13 protein-coding genes are annotated in these 18219 nt (G+C 31.9%); 11 read left to right on the top strand and 2 right to left on the bottom strand.

Annotated elements, in window-relative coordinates:
- Positions 1–43: 43 nt before the first annotated feature.
- Entirely contained in the window at positions 44–1618 is a 1575-nt protein-coding gene (locus tag CHRY9293_RS04485) for a DUF3472 domain-containing protein (RefSeq protein ID WP_162031792.1), read from the bottom strand.
- A gap of 553 nt (positions 1619–2171) precedes the next feature.
- Complete coding sequence (locus tag CHRY9293_RS04480; RefSeq protein ID WP_162031791.1) at positions 2172–2582, bottom strand: DUF4377 domain-containing protein; 411 nt, start codon at positions 2580–2582, stop codon at positions 2172–2174.
- A gap of 704 nt (positions 2583–3286) precedes the next feature.
- Between CHRY9293_RS04480 and CHRY9293_RS04475 the strand changes: the two genes are divergently transcribed.
- The 11 genes from CHRY9293_RS04475 (at position 3287) to CHRY9293_RS04425 (ending at position 18214) form a co-directional block, all read left to right on the top strand.
- A complete protein-coding gene (locus CHRY9293_RS04475) occupies positions 3287–5383 on the top strand; it encodes a M13 family metallopeptidase (protein ID WP_162031790.1) in 2097 nt (698 codons plus the stop codon).
- A gap of 256 nt (positions 5384–5639) precedes the next feature.
- On the top strand, positions 5640–6086 hold the full coding sequence (locus CHRY9293_RS04470; protein ID WP_162031789.1) for a type VI secretion system contractile sheath small subunit: 447 nt from the start codon (positions 5640–5642) through the stop codon (positions 6084–6086).
- 14 nt (positions 6087–6100) lie between these two features.
- Positions 6101–7459, top strand: a complete 1359-nt coding sequence (locus CHRY9293_RS04465) for a DUF5458 family protein (protein ID WP_162031788.1) — start codon at positions 6101–6103, stop codon at positions 7457–7459.
- A gap of 281 nt (positions 7460–7740) precedes the next feature.
- A complete protein-coding gene (gene mutY, locus CHRY9293_RS04460) occupies positions 7741–8754 on the top strand; it encodes an A/G-specific adenine glycosylase (RefSeq protein ID WP_162031787.1) in 1014 nt (337 codons plus the stop codon).
- A gap of 44 nt (positions 8755–8798) precedes the next feature.
- Positions 8799–9356, top strand: a complete 558-nt coding sequence (gldD, locus tag CHRY9293_RS04455) for a gliding motility lipoprotein GldD (RefSeq protein WP_122547894.1) — start codon at positions 8799–8801, stop codon at positions 9354–9356.
- A gap of 31 nt (positions 9357–9387) precedes the next feature.
- Entirely contained in the window at positions 9388–10311 is a 924-nt protein-coding gene (locus tag CHRY9293_RS04450) for a PfkB family carbohydrate kinase (RefSeq protein ID WP_162031786.1), read from the top strand.
- Positions 10312–10398: 87 nt separating this feature from the next.
- Positions 10399–11766: a peptidylprolyl isomerase gene (locus CHRY9293_RS04445; RefSeq protein WP_162031785.1), complete on the top strand. Its 1368-nt coding sequence runs from the start codon at positions 10399–10401 to the stop codon at positions 11764–11766.
- 116 nt (positions 11767–11882) lie between these two features.
- The gene (locus CHRY9293_RS04440; protein WP_162031784.1) at positions 11883–12827 is read left to right on the top strand and encodes an NAD(P)H-dependent flavin oxidoreductase; all 945 of its coding nucleotides are present in this window, start codon (positions 11883–11885) and stop codon (positions 12825–12827) included.
- Between the two features lie 13 nt (positions 12828–12840).
- Complete coding sequence (locus CHRY9293_RS04435) at positions 12841–13608, top strand: alpha/beta fold hydrolase (RefSeq protein WP_162031783.1); 768 nt, start codon at positions 12841–12843, stop codon at positions 13606–13608.
- A gap of 327 nt (positions 13609–13935) precedes the next feature.
- Positions 13936–17844, top strand: coding sequence for a response regulator (locus tag CHRY9293_RS04430; protein WP_162031782.1), 3909 nt, complete (start codon positions 13936–13938; stop codon positions 17842–17844).
- Positions 17845–17857: 13 nt separating this feature from the next.
- Positions 17858–18214, top strand: coding sequence for a response regulator transcription factor (locus tag CHRY9293_RS04425; RefSeq protein WP_122547889.1), 357 nt, complete (start codon positions 17858–17860; stop codon positions 18212–18214).
- The last annotated feature ends 5 nt before the right edge of the window (positions 18215–18219 follow it).

The following is an 18219-nucleotide window of genomic DNA, read 5'->3' as shown; positions in this document are numbered from 1 at the left end:
ATTTGCTTTGCTAACATAGGAGGCGGATTCTTTTTTTTAGTTCTTAATTTTTTATGAATTTAAGAGCTTGTATATTAGTATTGTTTTGATCATATAAAATAATCGTATAAATTCCCTTAGGTAATTCTGAGATATTTATTTCATTATTCCCATCTGTAGTTCCTGATAGAACAACCTTTGTTTGATTCATGCTCAAAATTTTGTACTGATAAATCTCATTGTTCAACCCTTGAATTTTAATAAAATGATCTGAAGGGTTCGGGTATAGTTTTATATCCTGAGCAGGGCTTTTCGCTACTACCGTATGGCATATAGGAAGATCATCGATATTAATATTTGGACTTTCAGTAGGAGTTGCAACAGAAAAGACGGTTTCTGGATTTTCTGATTCATTGAAAAAACCTCCATTTCTTAAATAGAATGCATTGTTAGAAGAGACTCCTCCAATAGCGTCTACTCTTTGATTATTAGTGAAAGTCTGATCAACTGTGAATTTTGCAAAAGTTATAGGAAACCAAATTCCTTCACTTGTTCTTATCCATTGATTGGCAAATTCAGCTTTTCTACCTAAATAGCCATTTTCTGGAATAAAATTTTCTGCAAAACTGTAAAAATTATTTAAATGATTCTCGGTGTGAGGCTTTTTCCAGCTCGCAATCAGTATCCATTCATTTGTTTCCGGAGCAAAAAACCAAGCTGTATAATCTGTGTTTCCCATTTTATCTGGTTCTCCTTTCAAAAGAAACTTATAGGTAGTTCCTGCTTGCCAGTTATAGTTGATGTAGCTTTGCTTTCCGGAGCCCTCCTCACCAAAGTTTCCTATTTCGGTATTTTCTCCTTTGCAATTTAAAGTGAGTTGATCATTCTCCGAAACGCGCTCTGGAGAGTTTAAGTCTGAGCTCCAAACAGAAAATAATATTTTTCTTTCAGTATCGGAATTAACTTGGAAGCCAAGATATCCATCCTGAAAACCGTTTGCCATAAAATAGGAACCAACATTGTCTTCTCCTATTGGGACAGTTACTTCATTATAATAGTATGAAACTTCATTATCGGTTGGTATTTCATAATGTAATTGAGCTGAAGGACCTCTTCTTGCCCAAATATATTGATCTGAATCATCGCAAAAAATAGTAAAGCCTGAAGCAGCTTCTCCGGCAATTAAAAGGTGTGTAACATCTGGAAAAGAATCTCCTGTCTTTGTTATACCTTGTAAATCTACTTTTACGTAGCCAGCAGAGACATTAAAATCACCTACAGCTATAGATTCTAGGAAATTAGAGGCATGAGAATGTGAAATCTCTTGAGATACTCCATTCACTGTAACCTTTATAACAGTATCCGGAGAGTTGAATCTTGCTTTTATTGCAATACTTAAGTTTCCTGCATTTTCTACTTTGAAGTACGTACTAATAATAGTTTCAGAATTAGTCCAGTTTTCGAGTCCTAAATAAGTGATTTTTTCAGTACAGTTATCGGGTGCATGTGTAATAAAAGCATTTCCGGCTAAAGGGACTTTTTCAAAATCTGAAAAAGGATTACTTTTTACCGCTCCATTCAGAAAGTTGGAGCATAAAGAAAAGATGATAAAAAAATGAAATAGTAATTTTTGTTTCATTTGTTTGTTTTTTATTATTTGAAATTGTTTGTTTTTTTGTTGAATATTGATAGTTTTAAGCATTGCATAAGGATTTTATTAACTTTCATTTTATGGTTTGAAAGCTCTTATAACCTATTAAAAATGTTGTGAAATTTTATAAGGTCTCCTCTTACAAGAGTCTTATTTTAAGTTAAAAGTTCAGGAAGTACAGCTTTTATCTTTTTATTCAAAGAAGTTTATATTATAATCACTTTTAATATTGATTTTCTTATCAAATAAACTGGGGTGATAAAGTGAAAAAATATCAATGATTTATATCTTTTTAGAACATAAACTTTACGGCGGATATATTTTACTTTATGTGATAAATGCCTTCTATCATGAACTTCTTTTAGGAAAAAAATTGAAGAGGGGCAGTAGAAAATAAAAACGGAAAGATAAATAGAGTGTATTTATCTTTCCGAAATTGATGAAATGACTGTCTAATGAGTAACTTACTATACTTAATTAAAATGAATCCAAATATATTTCTTTGCCCCAATAATTTACCCATTAGACAGTCTTTATGTTACTATATCTCTGTTTTAGAAATAACTTCTACAAGAGTATATATAAAAAAGCCAGAATCAGAAGGACGATAAGGGTCAGCTTCAGGTCTTACTTTTATTACATATTCGTACCCTGGTTCATAATCAAATCCGTTAATTCCATCATAAAAATTGGTCCAATTATCTTCCTGATTTTCTTTTATTTGAAGACACTCCATAGGATAAGCACCAACGCAAGATTGCTTATTGGGACCTACTATAATTACTTTCTCTTCTCCATCTTGCCAATCGACCATTTTAACTTTGGAAGTCATTCCGGATTTTGAGGGAGTGTTTTTAGAAGTTAAATTTGATAAATCATCATTATCATTTGTATTGCAGCTTAAAAATGTTAAAGCAATCAGTGATAGTGATACAACTGTAAAAATTTTCATTTTGTTTTTTTTTAAAATTAATAAATAAAATTGTAAATAACTTGTGAGTTATTTTAAATATATCTGGATCATTTTTAAATTTTAAAGTGCAGAAACTTATTGAAGATCAATTCATATGCATTCTGCAGCTCGGTGGAAATCCCGCCTTCAAATATTTTTTATTACTAATTTGAAAGTTGTTGACGAGTCTAGTTTGTAGATATGTTTACAGCCTGAAGTAATGGTGCTGTGGTTAATATTTTCTATCATTTTGCTGCAAAGAAACAATAACTATTTTTTCCTTCCAATATTCCAACAAGAAAAAAATTAAAAAATGACGAATGTCATATTGTTAAAATAATTCACAAATAAGAAAATAAAACATTTAAAATTGAAATTATATTATTAAAATTTGTAATTTAATTAATATAATTGTCCCTATAATTTAATTAATATACTTAACGTTGTAATTTATTTAATCAAGAATGCGTTATTAGGTTTTGTATTTTTACTATTGTATTTTGAAGTTTTGGTTAATTGGTTCTGTATTTCTTCTATTGTAAACTCTATACAGGTACTTTTTACGGTGCTACTAAAACTTTCTTTCGAGATAATTTTTTTTTTAAACAATTATTAATAATAAACGTATATCTATTATGTTTTAATTTTAAGTGTTGAAATTCGTATATTTGATAAGTCTGTATGAAAATAAAAAATTATCTTTAATGAAAAAGCTAAATATTGGGGTACTTGCCTTTTCGGGTTTAGTATTTTTAAACTCTTGTGGTACGACAAAAACTGCAAATTCTGGTTCAAAAACTGAAACTTCACTAACGATTACGGAGCCAAAAAGAGGAGAAGTTCCTGAGGAAGGGATTAATTTATCTTATATGAATGCAAGTATTCGCCCTCAAGATGATTTTTTCGGTTATGTGAATGGAAATTGGGTGAAAACAACTCAAATTCCTTCTGATAAAGCAAGTTGGGGATCTTTTAACGCTTTAAGAGAAAATGTAGATGATGCATCTCTTGATATTTTAGACAAGATTTTATCTGAAAAATATTCTGTGGGCTCTGAAGGACAAAAAATTCAGAATTTATATGCTTCTTTTATGGATACTACTAAAAGGAATGCAGAAGGCTTGGCTCCCATTAAAGGGGACCTTGCAAAAATTGATGCAATTAATAATCTTAAAGATCTCCAACACTATTTGCTAGAAGCAACAAAGTTGGGAGATAATTCATTTTATGGATGGAGAGCGGGTGCAGATATGAAGGATTCTAAAATGAATGCTGTATATCTAGGAGGGCCGGACCTGGGATTAGGAAGAGACTATTACCAAAAAACAAATGAAGCAAATACGAAAACATTAGCTGAGTATCAGGTATATGTTGGGAAATTATTTAATGTTTTAGGATATAAAAATTCAGACCAAGCGGCAAAAAATGTGGTAGATTTTGAAAAACAATTAGCCAATTATTTATTAACGCTTGAACAGAATAGAGATGCAAACTTAAGATATAATCCCAAAAATATATCCGAATTATCTAGTGTCGTGAAAAATATTAATCTTGCCGATTATTTGAAATACGCAGGAGTAAATACTGATAAAGTAATTATTGGAGAACTGAAATATTACCAAAATATGGATCAGTTCATTACAGATAAAAATCTTCCATTATTAAAGGACTATTTGAAATATCACCTCATTAATGGAAATGCAAGCAATTTGGATGAAACACTAGAGCAAATTAGATTTGATTTTTATTCAAAATATCTTCAAGGTCAGAAGGAACAAAGACCAATGGATAAGAGAGGGCTTTCTTTAGTAAATAATGTTTTGGGAGAAGCTTTTGGAAAATTGTATGTTGAAAAATACTTCACGCCTTCAGCAAAGGCTCAGATGGAAACCTATATTGATTATATTCTAAAATCATTTAAAACACACATTGCTAATTTAGATTGGATGTCTCCTGAGACAAAGGTAAAAGCTCAGGATAAGCTTTCCAAATTTAGTGTAAAAATAGCTTATCCAAATAAATGGAAGGATTACACTCTTTTAAAAGTGGAGTCTCCAAAGGAAGGTGCAACCCTATATTCTAACCTTCAGAATGTAGCTGCCTGGCAATACCAAAGAAGTTTGGATAAAGTAGGGAAACCTGTAGACAAAACCGAATGGGGAATGACACCACAAACCGTAAATGCTTATTACAGCGGTTCAAACAATGAAATCGTGTTCCCTGCGGCAATTCTTCAGCCTCCTTTTTATAATCCTAATGCGGATGCTGCAGTTAATTTCGGAGGCATTGGTGCGGTGATTGGACATGAGATTTCTCATGGTTTTGATGATAGTGGTTCAAGATTTGATGGAGATGGGAACTTGAATAATTGGTGGACAGATACAGATCGTAAAAATTTCGATGCTAAAGTAGCACAACTGGCTGCACAGTATAGTGAATATGAACCTGTAAAAGGAAGTTTTGTGAATGGTAAATTTACGAGTGGTGAAAATATTGGAGATTTAGGAGGGGTAGCAGTGGCATATGATGCCCTTCAAATGTACCTTAAGGATCATGGTAATCCAGGATTAATCAGTGGGTTTAACCAGGATCAGAGATTTTTTATGAGCTGGGCGACGGTGTGGAGAACAAAATCAACTGATCAATATATGGTAAATCAGGTGAAAACAGATCCACATTCTCCGGGTATGTATAGAGCATTCGGACCATTGGTGAATCAAGACTCATTTATTAAAGCATTTGATATCAAATCCGGAGATAAAATGTATAAAGCTCCTAATGATAGAATAAAAATTTGGTAAGTAATAACCAAAAATTGTTAGAAAGAAGAACGCACTGTAAATAGTGCGTTTTTATTTTTTTCCTTTTTTAGTGATTATATTTGTGTATTTTAAATTATTGATAATCATTATTTTGCTTTCATTTGTTTAATAAAAAATTAAACAAAATTTTATATGTTACAGTTTTTTTTTAAATTTAAGCGCTGGGTTGATCTATTATTTTGATTTAAATAGTAGTAATTCTTACCCAAATAATAAATCTCCAAATAATAATAATATGGCAATGTTTAATTATGGTGTTGGCGGAAACGAAGTGAAAGTAGATGCTAATGAAGCTATTCAAGAGATTCAGGAAAATAAATCATTAATAGTAAGTCAGCTGACCACAGAAGAGTCTTACACTCCTGAAATTGTAACAGGATTAAAGACAGTGGAAGATGTTTTCAAATATTTTCAACCTTCTGTAACGGTACAGCATGAGACTGAAGATGGTAATAGTGTACAAGAGGAGTTTCGTTTTCAAAATCTTTCAGATTTTACTCCTAAAAATCTTACTCGGAATTCAGATTATTTACAACAGCTCAGTATGGAGCAAGAACAATATAACAAAATTGTTCGTCAGCTAAAAACGAATAAAATTTTACGTAATATGCTGGAAAATGAGCAAACTAAAGTTGCATTTGTAGAAGTATTGAAAGAAGTGGCACAAGAACTTGAAAAATAATCTAAAGATTTCCTATGGATAATAAATTACAAACAGCAGCAAATCCTCAACAAGCGCAACAGCAATATGCAGAACGTCCAAATAATCCCCTTGCTGAGCTTAATAAGATAGGAGGCTTTAGCTTCATTGAATCTGTTGTAGATGGTATTGCAAATATGAATCCTACCAGAAAAGCAAGAAAAGAAATTTTTCTTAATGATCATAATAAGGAAGATGAAAGAAAAGAGTTGCTGCAAAAGATTAATCTTTGGATCAGTCTTTTAGAAGATAATGATTCTTCAGATATAATGGTTGAAGTCTGTAAAGAAAAAGCACAAAAGGCAGATCAAAGTCTAAAAATTAATTTGAAAAATACATTAGATGAGGTCCGTACATTGGAAACTAGTTATAGAACAGTAGCTCAATTTTATAAAAATACAGAACTCGATAGAGTTGATAATGTAAATATTATTAATGCTACTCTTGAACAGGTTACTGATTTAGATAATCCTATTTTTATAGAGGCTATCGCAGAAGAATTTAAAAATTATTATGATCGTTTAGATCTTAGGGATAACTATTCTCTTCTTGCTATTCCAGGCTATCTAGGGTCTAATAAAGTGGTAGAAAAATGGGCTAAGATCTGTAATGAAAATAAAGTAATGATGATTACGGATTTTGCTAACCTTGATAAGCCGGATGATGTAGTGGATCTTTTTCACTCTGCAAATCTTACGGGAGGAGAGCTTCATAGAAGTAATGTTATCATGACCTGTAATTGGCTGATTGGACGTGGAAAAGCAGAAGAAGTAGGAGAAGAAGATAATGTAGATCTTCCGCCTTCTACATCATTAGCAGGAAAGATTCATAAGACATTAATGTCTCAGGTAGCTGCAGGAAAAAAGCATGGTAATATTAATGAAGTAGATGCCGTAAAATTTGAATTGAAGAAAAGTGAAATTTCTCAATTGGAAAAAATGGGATTAGTTCCTATGGTGAATGAATACGGAAAAATTATGGCGTTCTCGGCAAAAACATTATTTACAGGAGATAATATAGGGCTTCAGACGTATTCTGTTGTTCGTGTATTTGATTATGTAACCAAAGTATTGCTAGATTTCTTAAATAGAAGAGCTTTTGAGAACTGGAATGCAAAAAATGAAGACGATTTGAGAAGGCAAATAGTTACCTTTTTAGATGGTATAAAAGGTCCGGATAAACTTATTGAAAAATTTAAAATTGTTCGTTTTGAACAAGATAAAGTAAATAAAGATAGAGTATGGCTAGATATCCGATTGACCCCTTATTTTCCTACAAAAAGTTTCGTTATTAAGTTGGATGGTCATAAAGGAGATGACGGAAATGAGTGGGATGCAGAATATTCACAAGAATAACAACATTAATTTTAATGATACAACCGATGTAAGAAATTACATTGGTTTTTTTATGCTCGATAAGTAGGAGAATGAATATATAGAAGGGTATTACTTTTATAGAAAAGGAAAAAACATAGATGTGGGTCCAAAAGACGCTTTAATTTATCATGTGGAAGCTGAAAAATAAAATTTTATCTTTGCAATATTAAAATGCTTCCAGAAATTGAACTTACAAGCGAATGTTGATAGAATGAGATGCGTAGTTTTTCAGAGCATATAAAAATGAAGAAGACAAAGATTTGGAAAAGATAATTTTAGGTAATAAACTGTTGAACTGGTACGAAAAAAATGCCAGAGATCTCCCTTTCAGACAAACAAAAGATCCCTATAAAATTTGGATTTGTGAAATTGTATTTCAACAAACAAGAATTAACCAAGGATTAAATCATTATAATAATTTTATTAAACGATTCCCGGACGTGAAAACATTGGCAACGGCTGAAGAAAATGAGGTTTTGTTGTATTGGAAAGGATTGGGATATTATTCACGAGCCATTAATATACATAAGGCAGCTCAGCAAATAATGAATGATTATAAAGGGGTCTTTCCTAGTCATTATGAAGATATTTTGACTTTAAAAGGGATAGGGAAATATACAGCAGCAGCTATTGCAAGTATCTGTTTTAATGGTAAAATTCCCGCTGTTGACGGAAATTTTTATCGTGTTTTGAGTAGAGTTTTTGCAGATGATTTTGATATTTCCGGATCAAAGGCTTTTACTTATTTTTCGGAATTAGCACATTTAATCTTGCCGGATAATGTAGGAGACTTTAATCAGGCTATGATGGATTTGGGTTCAGAAATTTGTAAACCTAAGAATCCAGTTTGTATAGAATGTCCATTACAAGAAGATTGTCTTGCATTTTCTACCAATAAAATTTCCGATTTTCCGGTTAAAACAAAAAAGGTAAAAATGGAGAATCTTGATTTGAAATATTACTTTGTGCATAGGAAAGGCCAATTTTTGATTCAACAAAGAAAAGATGATTTTATTTGGAAAAAATTATTTGAATTTCCCATTTCTATTTCTATTGATTTAGAGCCTTTTGTAAAAGGTGTAAAAGTAATTAATCATAAACTTACCCATAAAAATTTACAAATAGAAATTGCTGATGTTGAGGTTAATTCGGAAATTGTATGGAATAATTTGATTAGAGAAAATAAATACATAATTACTGATAGGGAAGGTTCTCATGAAAAATCTTTTCCAAAGCCTTTAGAGAGCTATATTCAAAACACGTTGAAAGACTGAAATTTGTCTCATAAAATCTGAAATCTAATTTGTACTTTTGCAAAATGATTAAAAACATCATTTTTATTTTTGTATTCTTGCTCCTGTTATCTTGTGGGAAAGATCCTATTCCTAAACCTTATGGTGAGCTTAGGTTGGAATATCCGACTCCAAAATATCAAAAGTTTGAAAATAACTGTGCATATACTTTCGAATATTCAAATTTTGCGACCATCACAGATGCCAAAAAAGCATGTTGGTTTTATCTTAATTATCCGAAAATGAAGGCGAAAATATTTGTGACCTATTATCCAATTATGAATGATTTTAATGATCATATAAAGGAAGCTGAAAAAATGGTTTACGAACATACCATTAAAGCAAGTTCAATTGATACAAAATCCTTTGAATATCCTGAAAAAAAAGTATACGGAAACTTTTATGAACTTAAGGGGCAGACTGCTTCTAATCTTCAATTTTATATTACGGACAGTACAAAACATTTTGTGACTGCTTATTTATACTTTAACTCAAGACCAAAGCCGGATTCTTTGGCACCGGCAGTAAACTATATTAAAAATGATATGAAGCATTTGCTTGATACGTTTGAATGGAAAAATTAATTCGTTTTTATAATATACTTTGAAAAAAAATATGAAACTTTTAGTTGTAGGAAGTGTTGCATTCGATGCAATTGAAACACCATTTGGGAAAACAGATAAAATTTTAGGAGGAGCAGCTACTTATATTGGTATCACTTCATCTATTTTAGGTGTAAAATCGGGAATAGTTTCTGTAGTGGGAGGTGATTTTCCACAAGAACATCTAGATATGTTTACAAACAGAGGGGTAAATATTGAAGGAATTGAAATTGTAAAAGAAGGGAAAACATTCTTTTGGGCAGGAAAATATCATAACGATCTGAATACAAGAGATACATTAGCCACAGAAGTTAATGTATTGGAAAACTTTGATCCTAAGATTCCTAATTCTATGCAGGATGCAGAGATATTAGTATTAGGGAATTTACATCCTGGCGTTCAGTTATCAGTTCTTGAAAAAATGAATAATCGTCCTAAATTAGTTATTTTGGATACGATGAATTTCTGGATGAATACAGCTTGGGATATTTTAATGGAAATGATTGCGAAAACAGATGTAATTACCATTAATGATGAAGAAGCAAGACAGCTTTCAGGAGAATATTCTTTAGTAAAAGCCGCTAAGAAAATTCATACTATGGGGCCTAAATATGTAATTATCAAGAAAGGTGAGCATGGTGCTCTCTTATTCCATGATAATAATGTATTTGCCATTCCTGCACTTCCTTTGGAAGATGTATTTGATCCGACGGGAGCAGGAGATACATTTGCCGGTGGCTTTGCTGCTTATCTTGCTAAGAAAGGAAAATTTGATTTTGAAACTATGAAATCAGCTCTTATTGTAGGATCTGCAATGGCATCATTCACGGTAGAAAAATTTGGAACAGAAAGGATCGAAGAAGTAAATGAATCGGATATGTTCAGTAGATTAAGACAATTCAAAGAATTAACAACTTTTGATGTAGAATTACAGTAAATAATTCTTTTTAAGAAATATTTATAATAAAAAATGGAATGTAATTCATTAAGAATTCTAAATTTGCAACTTGTTTAAAATAGTAAAATGGTAAATAAATTAAAAATCACTTTTCTTTTTGGCGTTTTTATAATGATATTTTCTGGAAATATGATGAAAGCTCAGCTAAAACAGGGAGATTTGGTGGATGGTATTGCTGCTGTAATAGGTAATGAGATTGTGCTGGAATCTGATGTTGATGAACAGATGAATTATGCAAAACAGCAGGGAGCCTCTAATACTGATAAATGTGAGTTCTTAGAGAATCTTATCAATAATAAACTTCTTGTTTATGAAGCTAAAAAAGATACATTAATTGAAAACCGTTCTGCCCAGATAAAAGAAGGTGCGAATGCTAAATATCAGCAATTACTTTCACAGTTTCCTGATGAAAAAGCAATGTTGGCAGCTTATAAATTTAGAACGGGTTATGAAATGAAAAATGCTATTGAAAAAATAGATAATGATCAGTATTATGGACAGTCTAAATATCAGAGGATTACAGAGAAAGCAGACGTTACGCCGAATGAGGTAACTGATTTTTACAATATGTATAAAATGCAACTTCCTCAGATTAAAGACGAGGTTTCTATAGCACAGATTATGACTTATCCTAAGCTTACTGAGGCTCATAAAGATGAATTGATCAATAAATTGAAGAAAATAAAGCAAGATATTCAAGGAGGTGAGAGCTTTGAAAGCCAGGCGAGAATTTATTCTGAAGATGAAGGATCTGCGTCCAATGGAGGGTTGTATAAGAATATTAATAAAGGACAGATGGTAAAACCTTTTGAGGCTGCAGCATTGAACCTTCAAGAAGGTGAGATTTCTGATCCTATTGAGTCTGAATTTGGTTATCATATTATTCAACTGGTTAAAAAGACTGGAAAAATGTATGATGCAAGACATATTCTTTTAAAAGCAACTCCTACGGATGAAGAAATTGCTACAGGTAAAAAAAGATTAGATAGCATTAGAGCATTAATTATTGATGAAAAAATTACTTTCAAAGATGCTGCATTTAAGTTTTCTGATGATAAAAAGACGAAGTTTAATAGTGGTGTGATTGCCGGAGCAGATGGTTCTGATAAAATTGAAAGAGAAAGTATTCCGGGAAATATAACCTATGAATTAGCAGGGCTAAATAAAGGAGATATTACAGCTGCTTTTGATGATGAAGATAATAGAAGAAAAGTTCTGAAAATTATTAAAATTGATGATGTCATTCCTTCTCATCAAATCACATTGGAGACGGATTATGATAGAATCAAACAAATGGCTCTGAATAAAAAGAAAAGTGAGACGATTGAAAAGTTTGTCAACTCAAAACTTCCCACTACTTTTATATCAATAGACGGACGTTATGATTCATGTAATTTCAAAGGAAATTGGAAAAAAGAATCAATCAAAAAATAGAAAAAAACCTTCAGAATTTCTGAAGGTTTTTTTATAGATAAGCTCCATAGTTTTTTTAGTATTTTTACGGCATGGGTAATTTTATAGATTTTAATTCAGCAAAAAAGCTTCATAATATGACACAGGATCAAAACAGGATCACAGAACTCTTTACGATACAATATCCAATTATTCAAGCAGGAATGATATGGCATTCCGGTTGGAGGCTTGCTTCCGCAGTTTCTAATTGCGGTGGATTAGGTTTGATTGGCGCAGGAAGCATGTATCCAGATGTTTTAAGGGAAAATATCCAAAAATGCAAACAAGCTACCAATAAACCTTTTGGGGTGAATGTTCCTATGCTGTATCCGAATTTGGATGAAGTTATTCAGATTATTTTAGAAGAAGGGGTGAAAATTGTTTTCACATCGGCAGGAAACCCTAAAACATATACAGAAACATTACAAAAAGAGGGGTTGAAAGTTGTTCATGTTGTATCTTCTACAAAGTTTGCAATGAAATGTGAAGATGCAGGAGTTGATGCTATTGTGGCAGAAGGTTTTGAAGCAGGAGGCCATAATGGAAGAGATGAAACAACGACATTTTGTTTGATTCCAAATGTAAAAAAACATATTTCGAAACCATTGATTGCAGCGGGGGGAATTGCTCTTGGTTCTCAGATGAAGGCGGCAATGATATTAGGAGCTGATGGAGTACAAATTGGATCACGTTTTGCGGCAACTGCTGAAGCGAGTGCTCACAATAATTGGAAGAAAAAAATAACGGAACTTCAAGAAGGCGATACTCATTTAACATTGAAAGAATTAGCACCTGTAAGAATGGTTAAAAATAAATTTTTTAATGAACTTGAAGATATTTATAATATAGGTAGAAATAAGGAGTCTTTAATCGCTTCTTTAGGAAGAGCAAGAGCAAAAAAAGGAATGTTTGAAGGAGATATGGAAGAAGGTGAATTAGAAATTGGGCAGGTTTCGGCGTTGATTGATGAAATACTTCCTGTAGAAAAAGTTTTCGATAATTTATTGAAAGAATTTGAAGATACTAAAATACCTAAATTATAATTGAACAGGGATAATGAAAAGAAAAACTATTGATGTAAAAGGTCAAAAGTTATACATAGAATATGATGATTCATTTAAAGATAGGCCAACAATTGTCTTTTTGCATGATTCTTTAGGTTGCGTTCAGCTTTGGAGAGATTTTCCGATACAGCTTGCGAAAGCTACTGAATGTAATATTTTAGTATATGACCGTTTAGGGTACGGAAAATCATATCCTATGCCCACTTCTCTGAGGGAAAATAATTATATGGAATTGGAAGCCGATTTGCTAAACGATTTGTTAGAAACATTAAATATAAAAGAGGCAATTCTTTTTGGCCATAGTGATGGGGGAACGATTGCATTAATTATGGCTTCAAAATATTCTGAAAAAATAAAGGCAATAATATGTGAAGCCGGACATATTTTTGTGGAGGATATTACTGTAAAAGGGGTTAAAGATGCTCTTGTAGCATATAATACAACAAATCTTGCAGAACGGTTGCAAAAATATCATTTTGATAAAGTATCAATGATTGTTAAGGCATGGACAGAAATTTGGCTGAGTGATAACTTTAAAAGTTGGAATATTGAATATCTTCTGAAAAATATTACTTCCCCATTGTTATTTATTCAGGGAGAGAACGATGAATATGGAACTTTAGAGCAGGTTGAAAAAACTATTTCTCAGGTGAGTGGAACTGTAGAAAAATATATTATTCCCAATATAGGCCATACACCTCATAAAGAAGTACCTGGATTGGTATTGGAAACCTCCGCAAAATTTATAAACAATCTCTAATCATATCTCATACTTTTTTAAGTATAAAAAATAACCTTATTTTAAGGTGGTATTCTCATATATAAATGTGGTTATTTTTTTTAATTGACATTAAATAATTGCAATTGAGTCTACTATTTTTTCATATATACATAAAATTATTTTATTCTTAAATTTTCTATAATTCTGTACAAATTAATTTGTAACTTGCTCGCATGTGTATTTAATTAACTTTTATTTCATTTATTATTGATATTTATCACAATTGAAATGAGGGTTGATAAATGCATATGTTGATAATTATTTTCTGTTTATCGGAAAATGTTAATTACTAAATACTTTTGATATATGAGTAAATTTCCTATTCCTGATAATGAAGATGAGAGACTCAAAAAAATAGAATTTCTTGATCTTTTGAACCTAGGAAAAGATCCGCAGTTTGATGTATTTGCAGAAATAGCCTGCTTGGTTGCTGATTGTCCGGCCTCTCTTATTGCTATGATGGAAAGAGAGACCCAAGTTATTCAGAGTTGTGTAGGTCTGGCATTGGATTATGTAGACCGAAAAGATACGGTATGTCAATATGCCATTGCAAGTGGAGATATGGTAGTGATTAATGATACTTTGCTAGATGAAAGGTCTTTTAATAATCAAATAATTAAAGATGGAGGTATTCGTTTTTATGCAGGAGTTCCTTTAATAGACGATGAAGGGTTAGCATTAGGAACGCTTTGTGTGATTGATTTTGTGCCTAAAACGTTATCTGACTATCAAATAAGCACTTTACAGAGAATAGGGGCTACAGTTACAAAAATATTGATGAGTAAAAGGAAGAATATTCAAGCAGAATATTTTGAACAAACATTTACTATATCTAACAATTTGATTTGTGTTGTAGACAATGAGTTTTATCTTAAAGATACTAATCCAAGTTTTGAGAAGACCTTAAAAATTGGAAAAAACAAAGCATATAATCAACATTTTTTGACTCTTTTAGGAGTTCATAATCAGGAATTGAAACAAATCACGGAAAACTTTTCTGAAATAGATGAAGATAGCACATTTACAACCACAACAAAGGTTGATTCTTCTACTAAGGTTATTATTGAATGGTATCTAAAACGGAATCAAAATAATAACGAAATTTTTTGTTTTGGAATCAATATTACCAGTTTGATTGAAGAAAAACTTAAGTTGGAGATTTCTGAACGCAGGTTTAGAAGCTTTTTTGAAAATGCGATCGGCTTGATGAGTATGCATGATATGGAAGGGAATATTCTCGATGTGAATCAAAAAGGACGGGAAACGTTGCATTATGAGGCTGATGAGATTGATGGATTGAACTTAAGAGATCTTGTTCCTAAAAAAAATTGGCCTTTACTTGATCAATACTTACAAAAAATCGCAGAAAATAAAGAAGATATTGGAATGATGGTACTCAAAACCAAAGAAGGTGAGGAAATGTATTGGATGTACCACAATATGGTAGAAACGAATGAGGAAGGAGAGCCGTATGTCATTAGTACTTCTCTGAATATGACTGAAAGGATGTTGTTAGAAAGAGATTTGGTGTATGCCAAAAAAATGTTGGAGCAAACAAGTATGGTGGCTCAAGTAGGAGGATGGGAGGTGAATCTTAAAAACAATACACTATTTTGGTCGCAGTCGACAAGAGATATTCATAAAGTAGATAAGGACTTTGAGCCCAACCTTGAAAATGCTCTGGATTTTTATCAAGGAGAGGATAAAGAAAGAATGGAAGTTCTATTAGAAAAGGCTTTACAGGAAGGAGTTCCTTATGATGGTGAGTTTCAACTAGTACGTACTGATGGAGCTGTTATTTGGGTAAGGGTAAAGGGAATACCGGAATTTGAAAATGGGGTATGTACTAAGATTTTTGGGATTATTCAGGACATTGATGCGTTTAAAACTATTTATCTTGAACTAGCTACTAAAGAAGCAATGCTACAATCGTTTATCAGGCATGTTCCTACTGCTGTTGCCATGTTCGATAAACACCTTAATTATTTATCAGTAAGTAATAGTTGGAATGATGAATTTGGGGTGAATGCTGCTGAAATTGTAGGACAAAATATGTTTGTGATTTCTCCAAATGTTCCGAATGATAGAAGGAAAATTTATTTGGATGCTCTAAGGGGGAAATCTTATAAAAATGAAGATTTTGCTATTGAAGTCTCTAATAAAGGAGGGTTACAGCATTATAATGTAGAAGTCAGACCTTGGTACCTTTCAGAGGAAACTATCGGTGGTATTATTGTTTCCGTACAAAACATTACCGAATCTGTGAAAATAAATGAAGAGCTGAAGAAGGCAAAAGATATGGCGGATATTGCCAGCAAAGCCAAATCAGAATTCTTAGCCAACATGAGCCATGAAATTCGTACACCACTCAATGGGGTGATAGGATTTTCTGATCTTTTATTAAAAACACCACTTAGTGAGATGCAATCTCAATATCTGAATTATATTAATGAATCTGGAGAGAATTTGCTCAATATTATTAATGATATTCTTGATTTTTCTAAAATAGAATCGGGTAAGATGGAAATTTTTGTTGAGAAATCAGATATGTATAACATGGTAAGCCAAGTTATCAATGTGATACTCTATCAATCTCAAGCAAAAAATATTGAATTACTTTTAAATGTTGAACAAGGTTTACCAAAAACAGTTTGGATAGATGAATCGAGGCTGAAGCAAGTGTTGATTAATCTTTTGGGAAATGCTGTGAAGTTCACTGAGAAAGGAGAAATCGAGCTTAAAGTTGAGAAGCTTGAGATGGATGATAAAAATATATGTTTGCGATTTTCAGTAAGAGATACGGGAATAGGAATTCCTGTAGAAAAGCAGCAGTATATTTTTGATGCTTTCACTCAAGAAAATAGTTCTATCAGTAAACGATATGGGGGGACAGGTTTGGGACTTACTATTTCAAATAATATTTTGAAGTATATGGGAAGTGGCCTCTCGCTAAATAGTGAATTGGGAAAAGGTTCTGTTTTTTACTTTGATATTCAAGTTCCTTATGAAATGGGGGAAATTGAAGAAGAAGATTTAAAAATAAATAGAGTACTGATCGTAGATGATAATGAGAATAATAGAATTATTCTCCAGCATATGTTAGCCTATAAAAATATCGATTCCATGCTAGCAGCTAACGGTATGGAAGCACTCCAAATTCTAATGAAAGGAGAACGTTTTGATGTTATTTTGATGGATTATCATATGCCGGTTATTTCTGGATTGGAAACAATAGATAAAATTAAAGAGTTATTTAGTCAGCAATCTGAAAATCAACCGCTTATTGTTCTTCATACTTCTTCAGAAGAACATGATGTAATTAATTCTTTCCGTAAGGAAGAAAAATCCTATTTTTTACTAAAACCTATAAAATCAGAAGAATTATATAGAGCGTTGAGGCGGGTTTCAAAACCTACTGAAAAAGAAAGTGAACAAAAAATTGTATTACCAGAAACTTCAGAAACAGAATTTGCATCTTCACTTCAGGTTTTATTAGTAGATGATAATCAGGTTAATATGATTCTTAACAGTAAAATGATGAGATCACTAATGCCAGATGCGAGTTTAACAGAAGCCGTAAATGGTCTTGAAGCTTTGGAACAATGTAAAGAAAAAGTTTTTGATGTTGTATTGATGGATGTCCAAATGCCAGTAATGGATGGAATTGAAGCAACAAAACAAATACGTTTATTACATACATATACTGATATTCCTATTATTGGAGTTACTGCAGGAAATGTACTAGGTGAAAAGGAAAAATGTTTAGATGCAGGAATGAACGATTTTTTACCTAAACCTTTAAGGCTAGCTGATCTCTCGGATATGTTGAAAAAATATGTGAGTCACAGTAGCGATAAGGAGTCTGAAAATGACCTTGAAGTTGAAAAATATCTTGATGTTAACATTATTGACGAATATGTTGGAGATGATGATGGTGATTTTAGAAAAATATTCTTAAATTTAGTCATCAAAGAGCTTACTGAATCTGAAAAGAAATTGAAAGAGGCAGTGATAGAAAAAAAATCAGGGGACGTAAAGGCTATCTTACATAAGCTCAAGGGTACTGCGGGTACTGCCGGTCTCCTCAAATTGGTAGAATATGCTGCAAATTGGGAGACTAAAATTGATGAGAACAATGATTATTGCTCAATGCAGGAGGAAATAATAAGTGAAATATCGAGAGGTTTACACCTGATAAAAAAATTAGAAAACTAAAAAAGAATAAATTATGTTGATTTTAATCGCAGAAGATGACGAACTGATTTTAAAAACAATAGAACATAAATTATTAAAAGAAGGCCATGAGGTAATTTTAACACGGAATGGTAAAGATGCTATTGATACCTTGCAAAAGGAAGACGTAGATATTGCCATCACTGATATTATGATGCCTTTTGCATCGGGTATTGAGATCCTTTCGGCTATTAAATCTATGAATAAAAAAATTCCGGTTATTATGCTTTCAAGTATGGGACAGGAAGAGGTGATACTTAATGCTTTTGATCTAGGAGCATCTGATTTTATAGTGAAACCTTTTAGTCCCAACGAATTGATGTTAAGAATTAAAAGATTTACTACTAATTAGAGATA

Origin of the sequence: Chryseobacterium potabilaquae (assembly GCF_902728265.1) — a bacterium.
Classification (GTDB): domain Bacteria; phylum Bacteroidota; class Bacteroidia; order Flavobacteriales; family Weeksellaceae; genus Chryseobacterium; species Chryseobacterium potabilaquae.
Note: the sequence above shows the minus strand (reverse complement) of the source record. Positions and strands in the feature narration are given on the sequence as shown.

Bases quoted from the DNA above. Each gene is read 5' to 3' on its own strand.
- CHRY9293_RS04445 (WP_162031785.1), top strand. From the start codon at position 10,399: ATGGTAAATAAATTAAAAATCACTTTTCTTTTTGGCGTTTTTATAATG.
- CHRY9293_RS04480 (WP_162031791.1), bottom strand. From the start codon at position 2,582: ATGAAAATTTTTACAGTTGTATCACTATCACTGATTGCTTTAACATTT.
- CHRY9293_RS04470 (WP_162031789.1), top strand. From the start codon at position 5,640: ATGGCAATGTTTAATTATGGTGTTGGCGGAAACGAAGTGAAAGTAGAT.
- CHRY9293_RS04425 (WP_122547889.1), top strand. From the start codon at position 17,858: ATGTTGATTTTAATCGCAGAAGATGACGAACTGATTTTAAAAACAATA.
- CHRY9293_RS04450 (WP_162031786.1), top strand. From the start codon at position 9,388: ATGAAACTTTTAGTTGTAGGAAGTGTTGCATTCGATGCAATTGAAACA.
- CHRY9293_RS04485 (WP_162031792.1), bottom strand. From the start codon at position 1,618: ATGAAACAAAAATTACTATTTCATTTTTTTATCATCTTTTCTTTATGC.
- gldD (WP_122547894.1), top strand. From the start codon at position 8,799: ATGATTAAAAACATCATTTTTATTTTTGTATTCTTGCTCCTGTTATCT.
- CHRY9293_RS04435 (WP_162031783.1), top strand. From the start codon at position 12,841: ATGAAAAGAAAAACTATTGATGTAAAAGGTCAAAAGTTATACATAGAA.
- CHRY9293_RS04440 (WP_162031784.1), top strand. From the start codon at position 11,883: ATGACACAGGATCAAAACAGGATCACAGAACTCTTTACGATACAATAT.
- CHRY9293_RS04475 (WP_162031790.1), top strand. From the start codon at position 3,287: ATGAAAAAGCTAAATATTGGGGTACTTGCCTTTTCGGGTTTAGTATTT.
- CHRY9293_RS04430 (WP_162031782.1), top strand. From the start codon at position 13,936: ATGAGTAAATTTCCTATTCCTGATAATGAAGATGAGAGACTCAAAAAA.
- CHRY9293_RS04465 (WP_162031788.1), top strand. From the start codon at position 6,101: ATGGATAATAAATTACAAACAGCAGCAAATCCTCAACAAGCGCAACAG.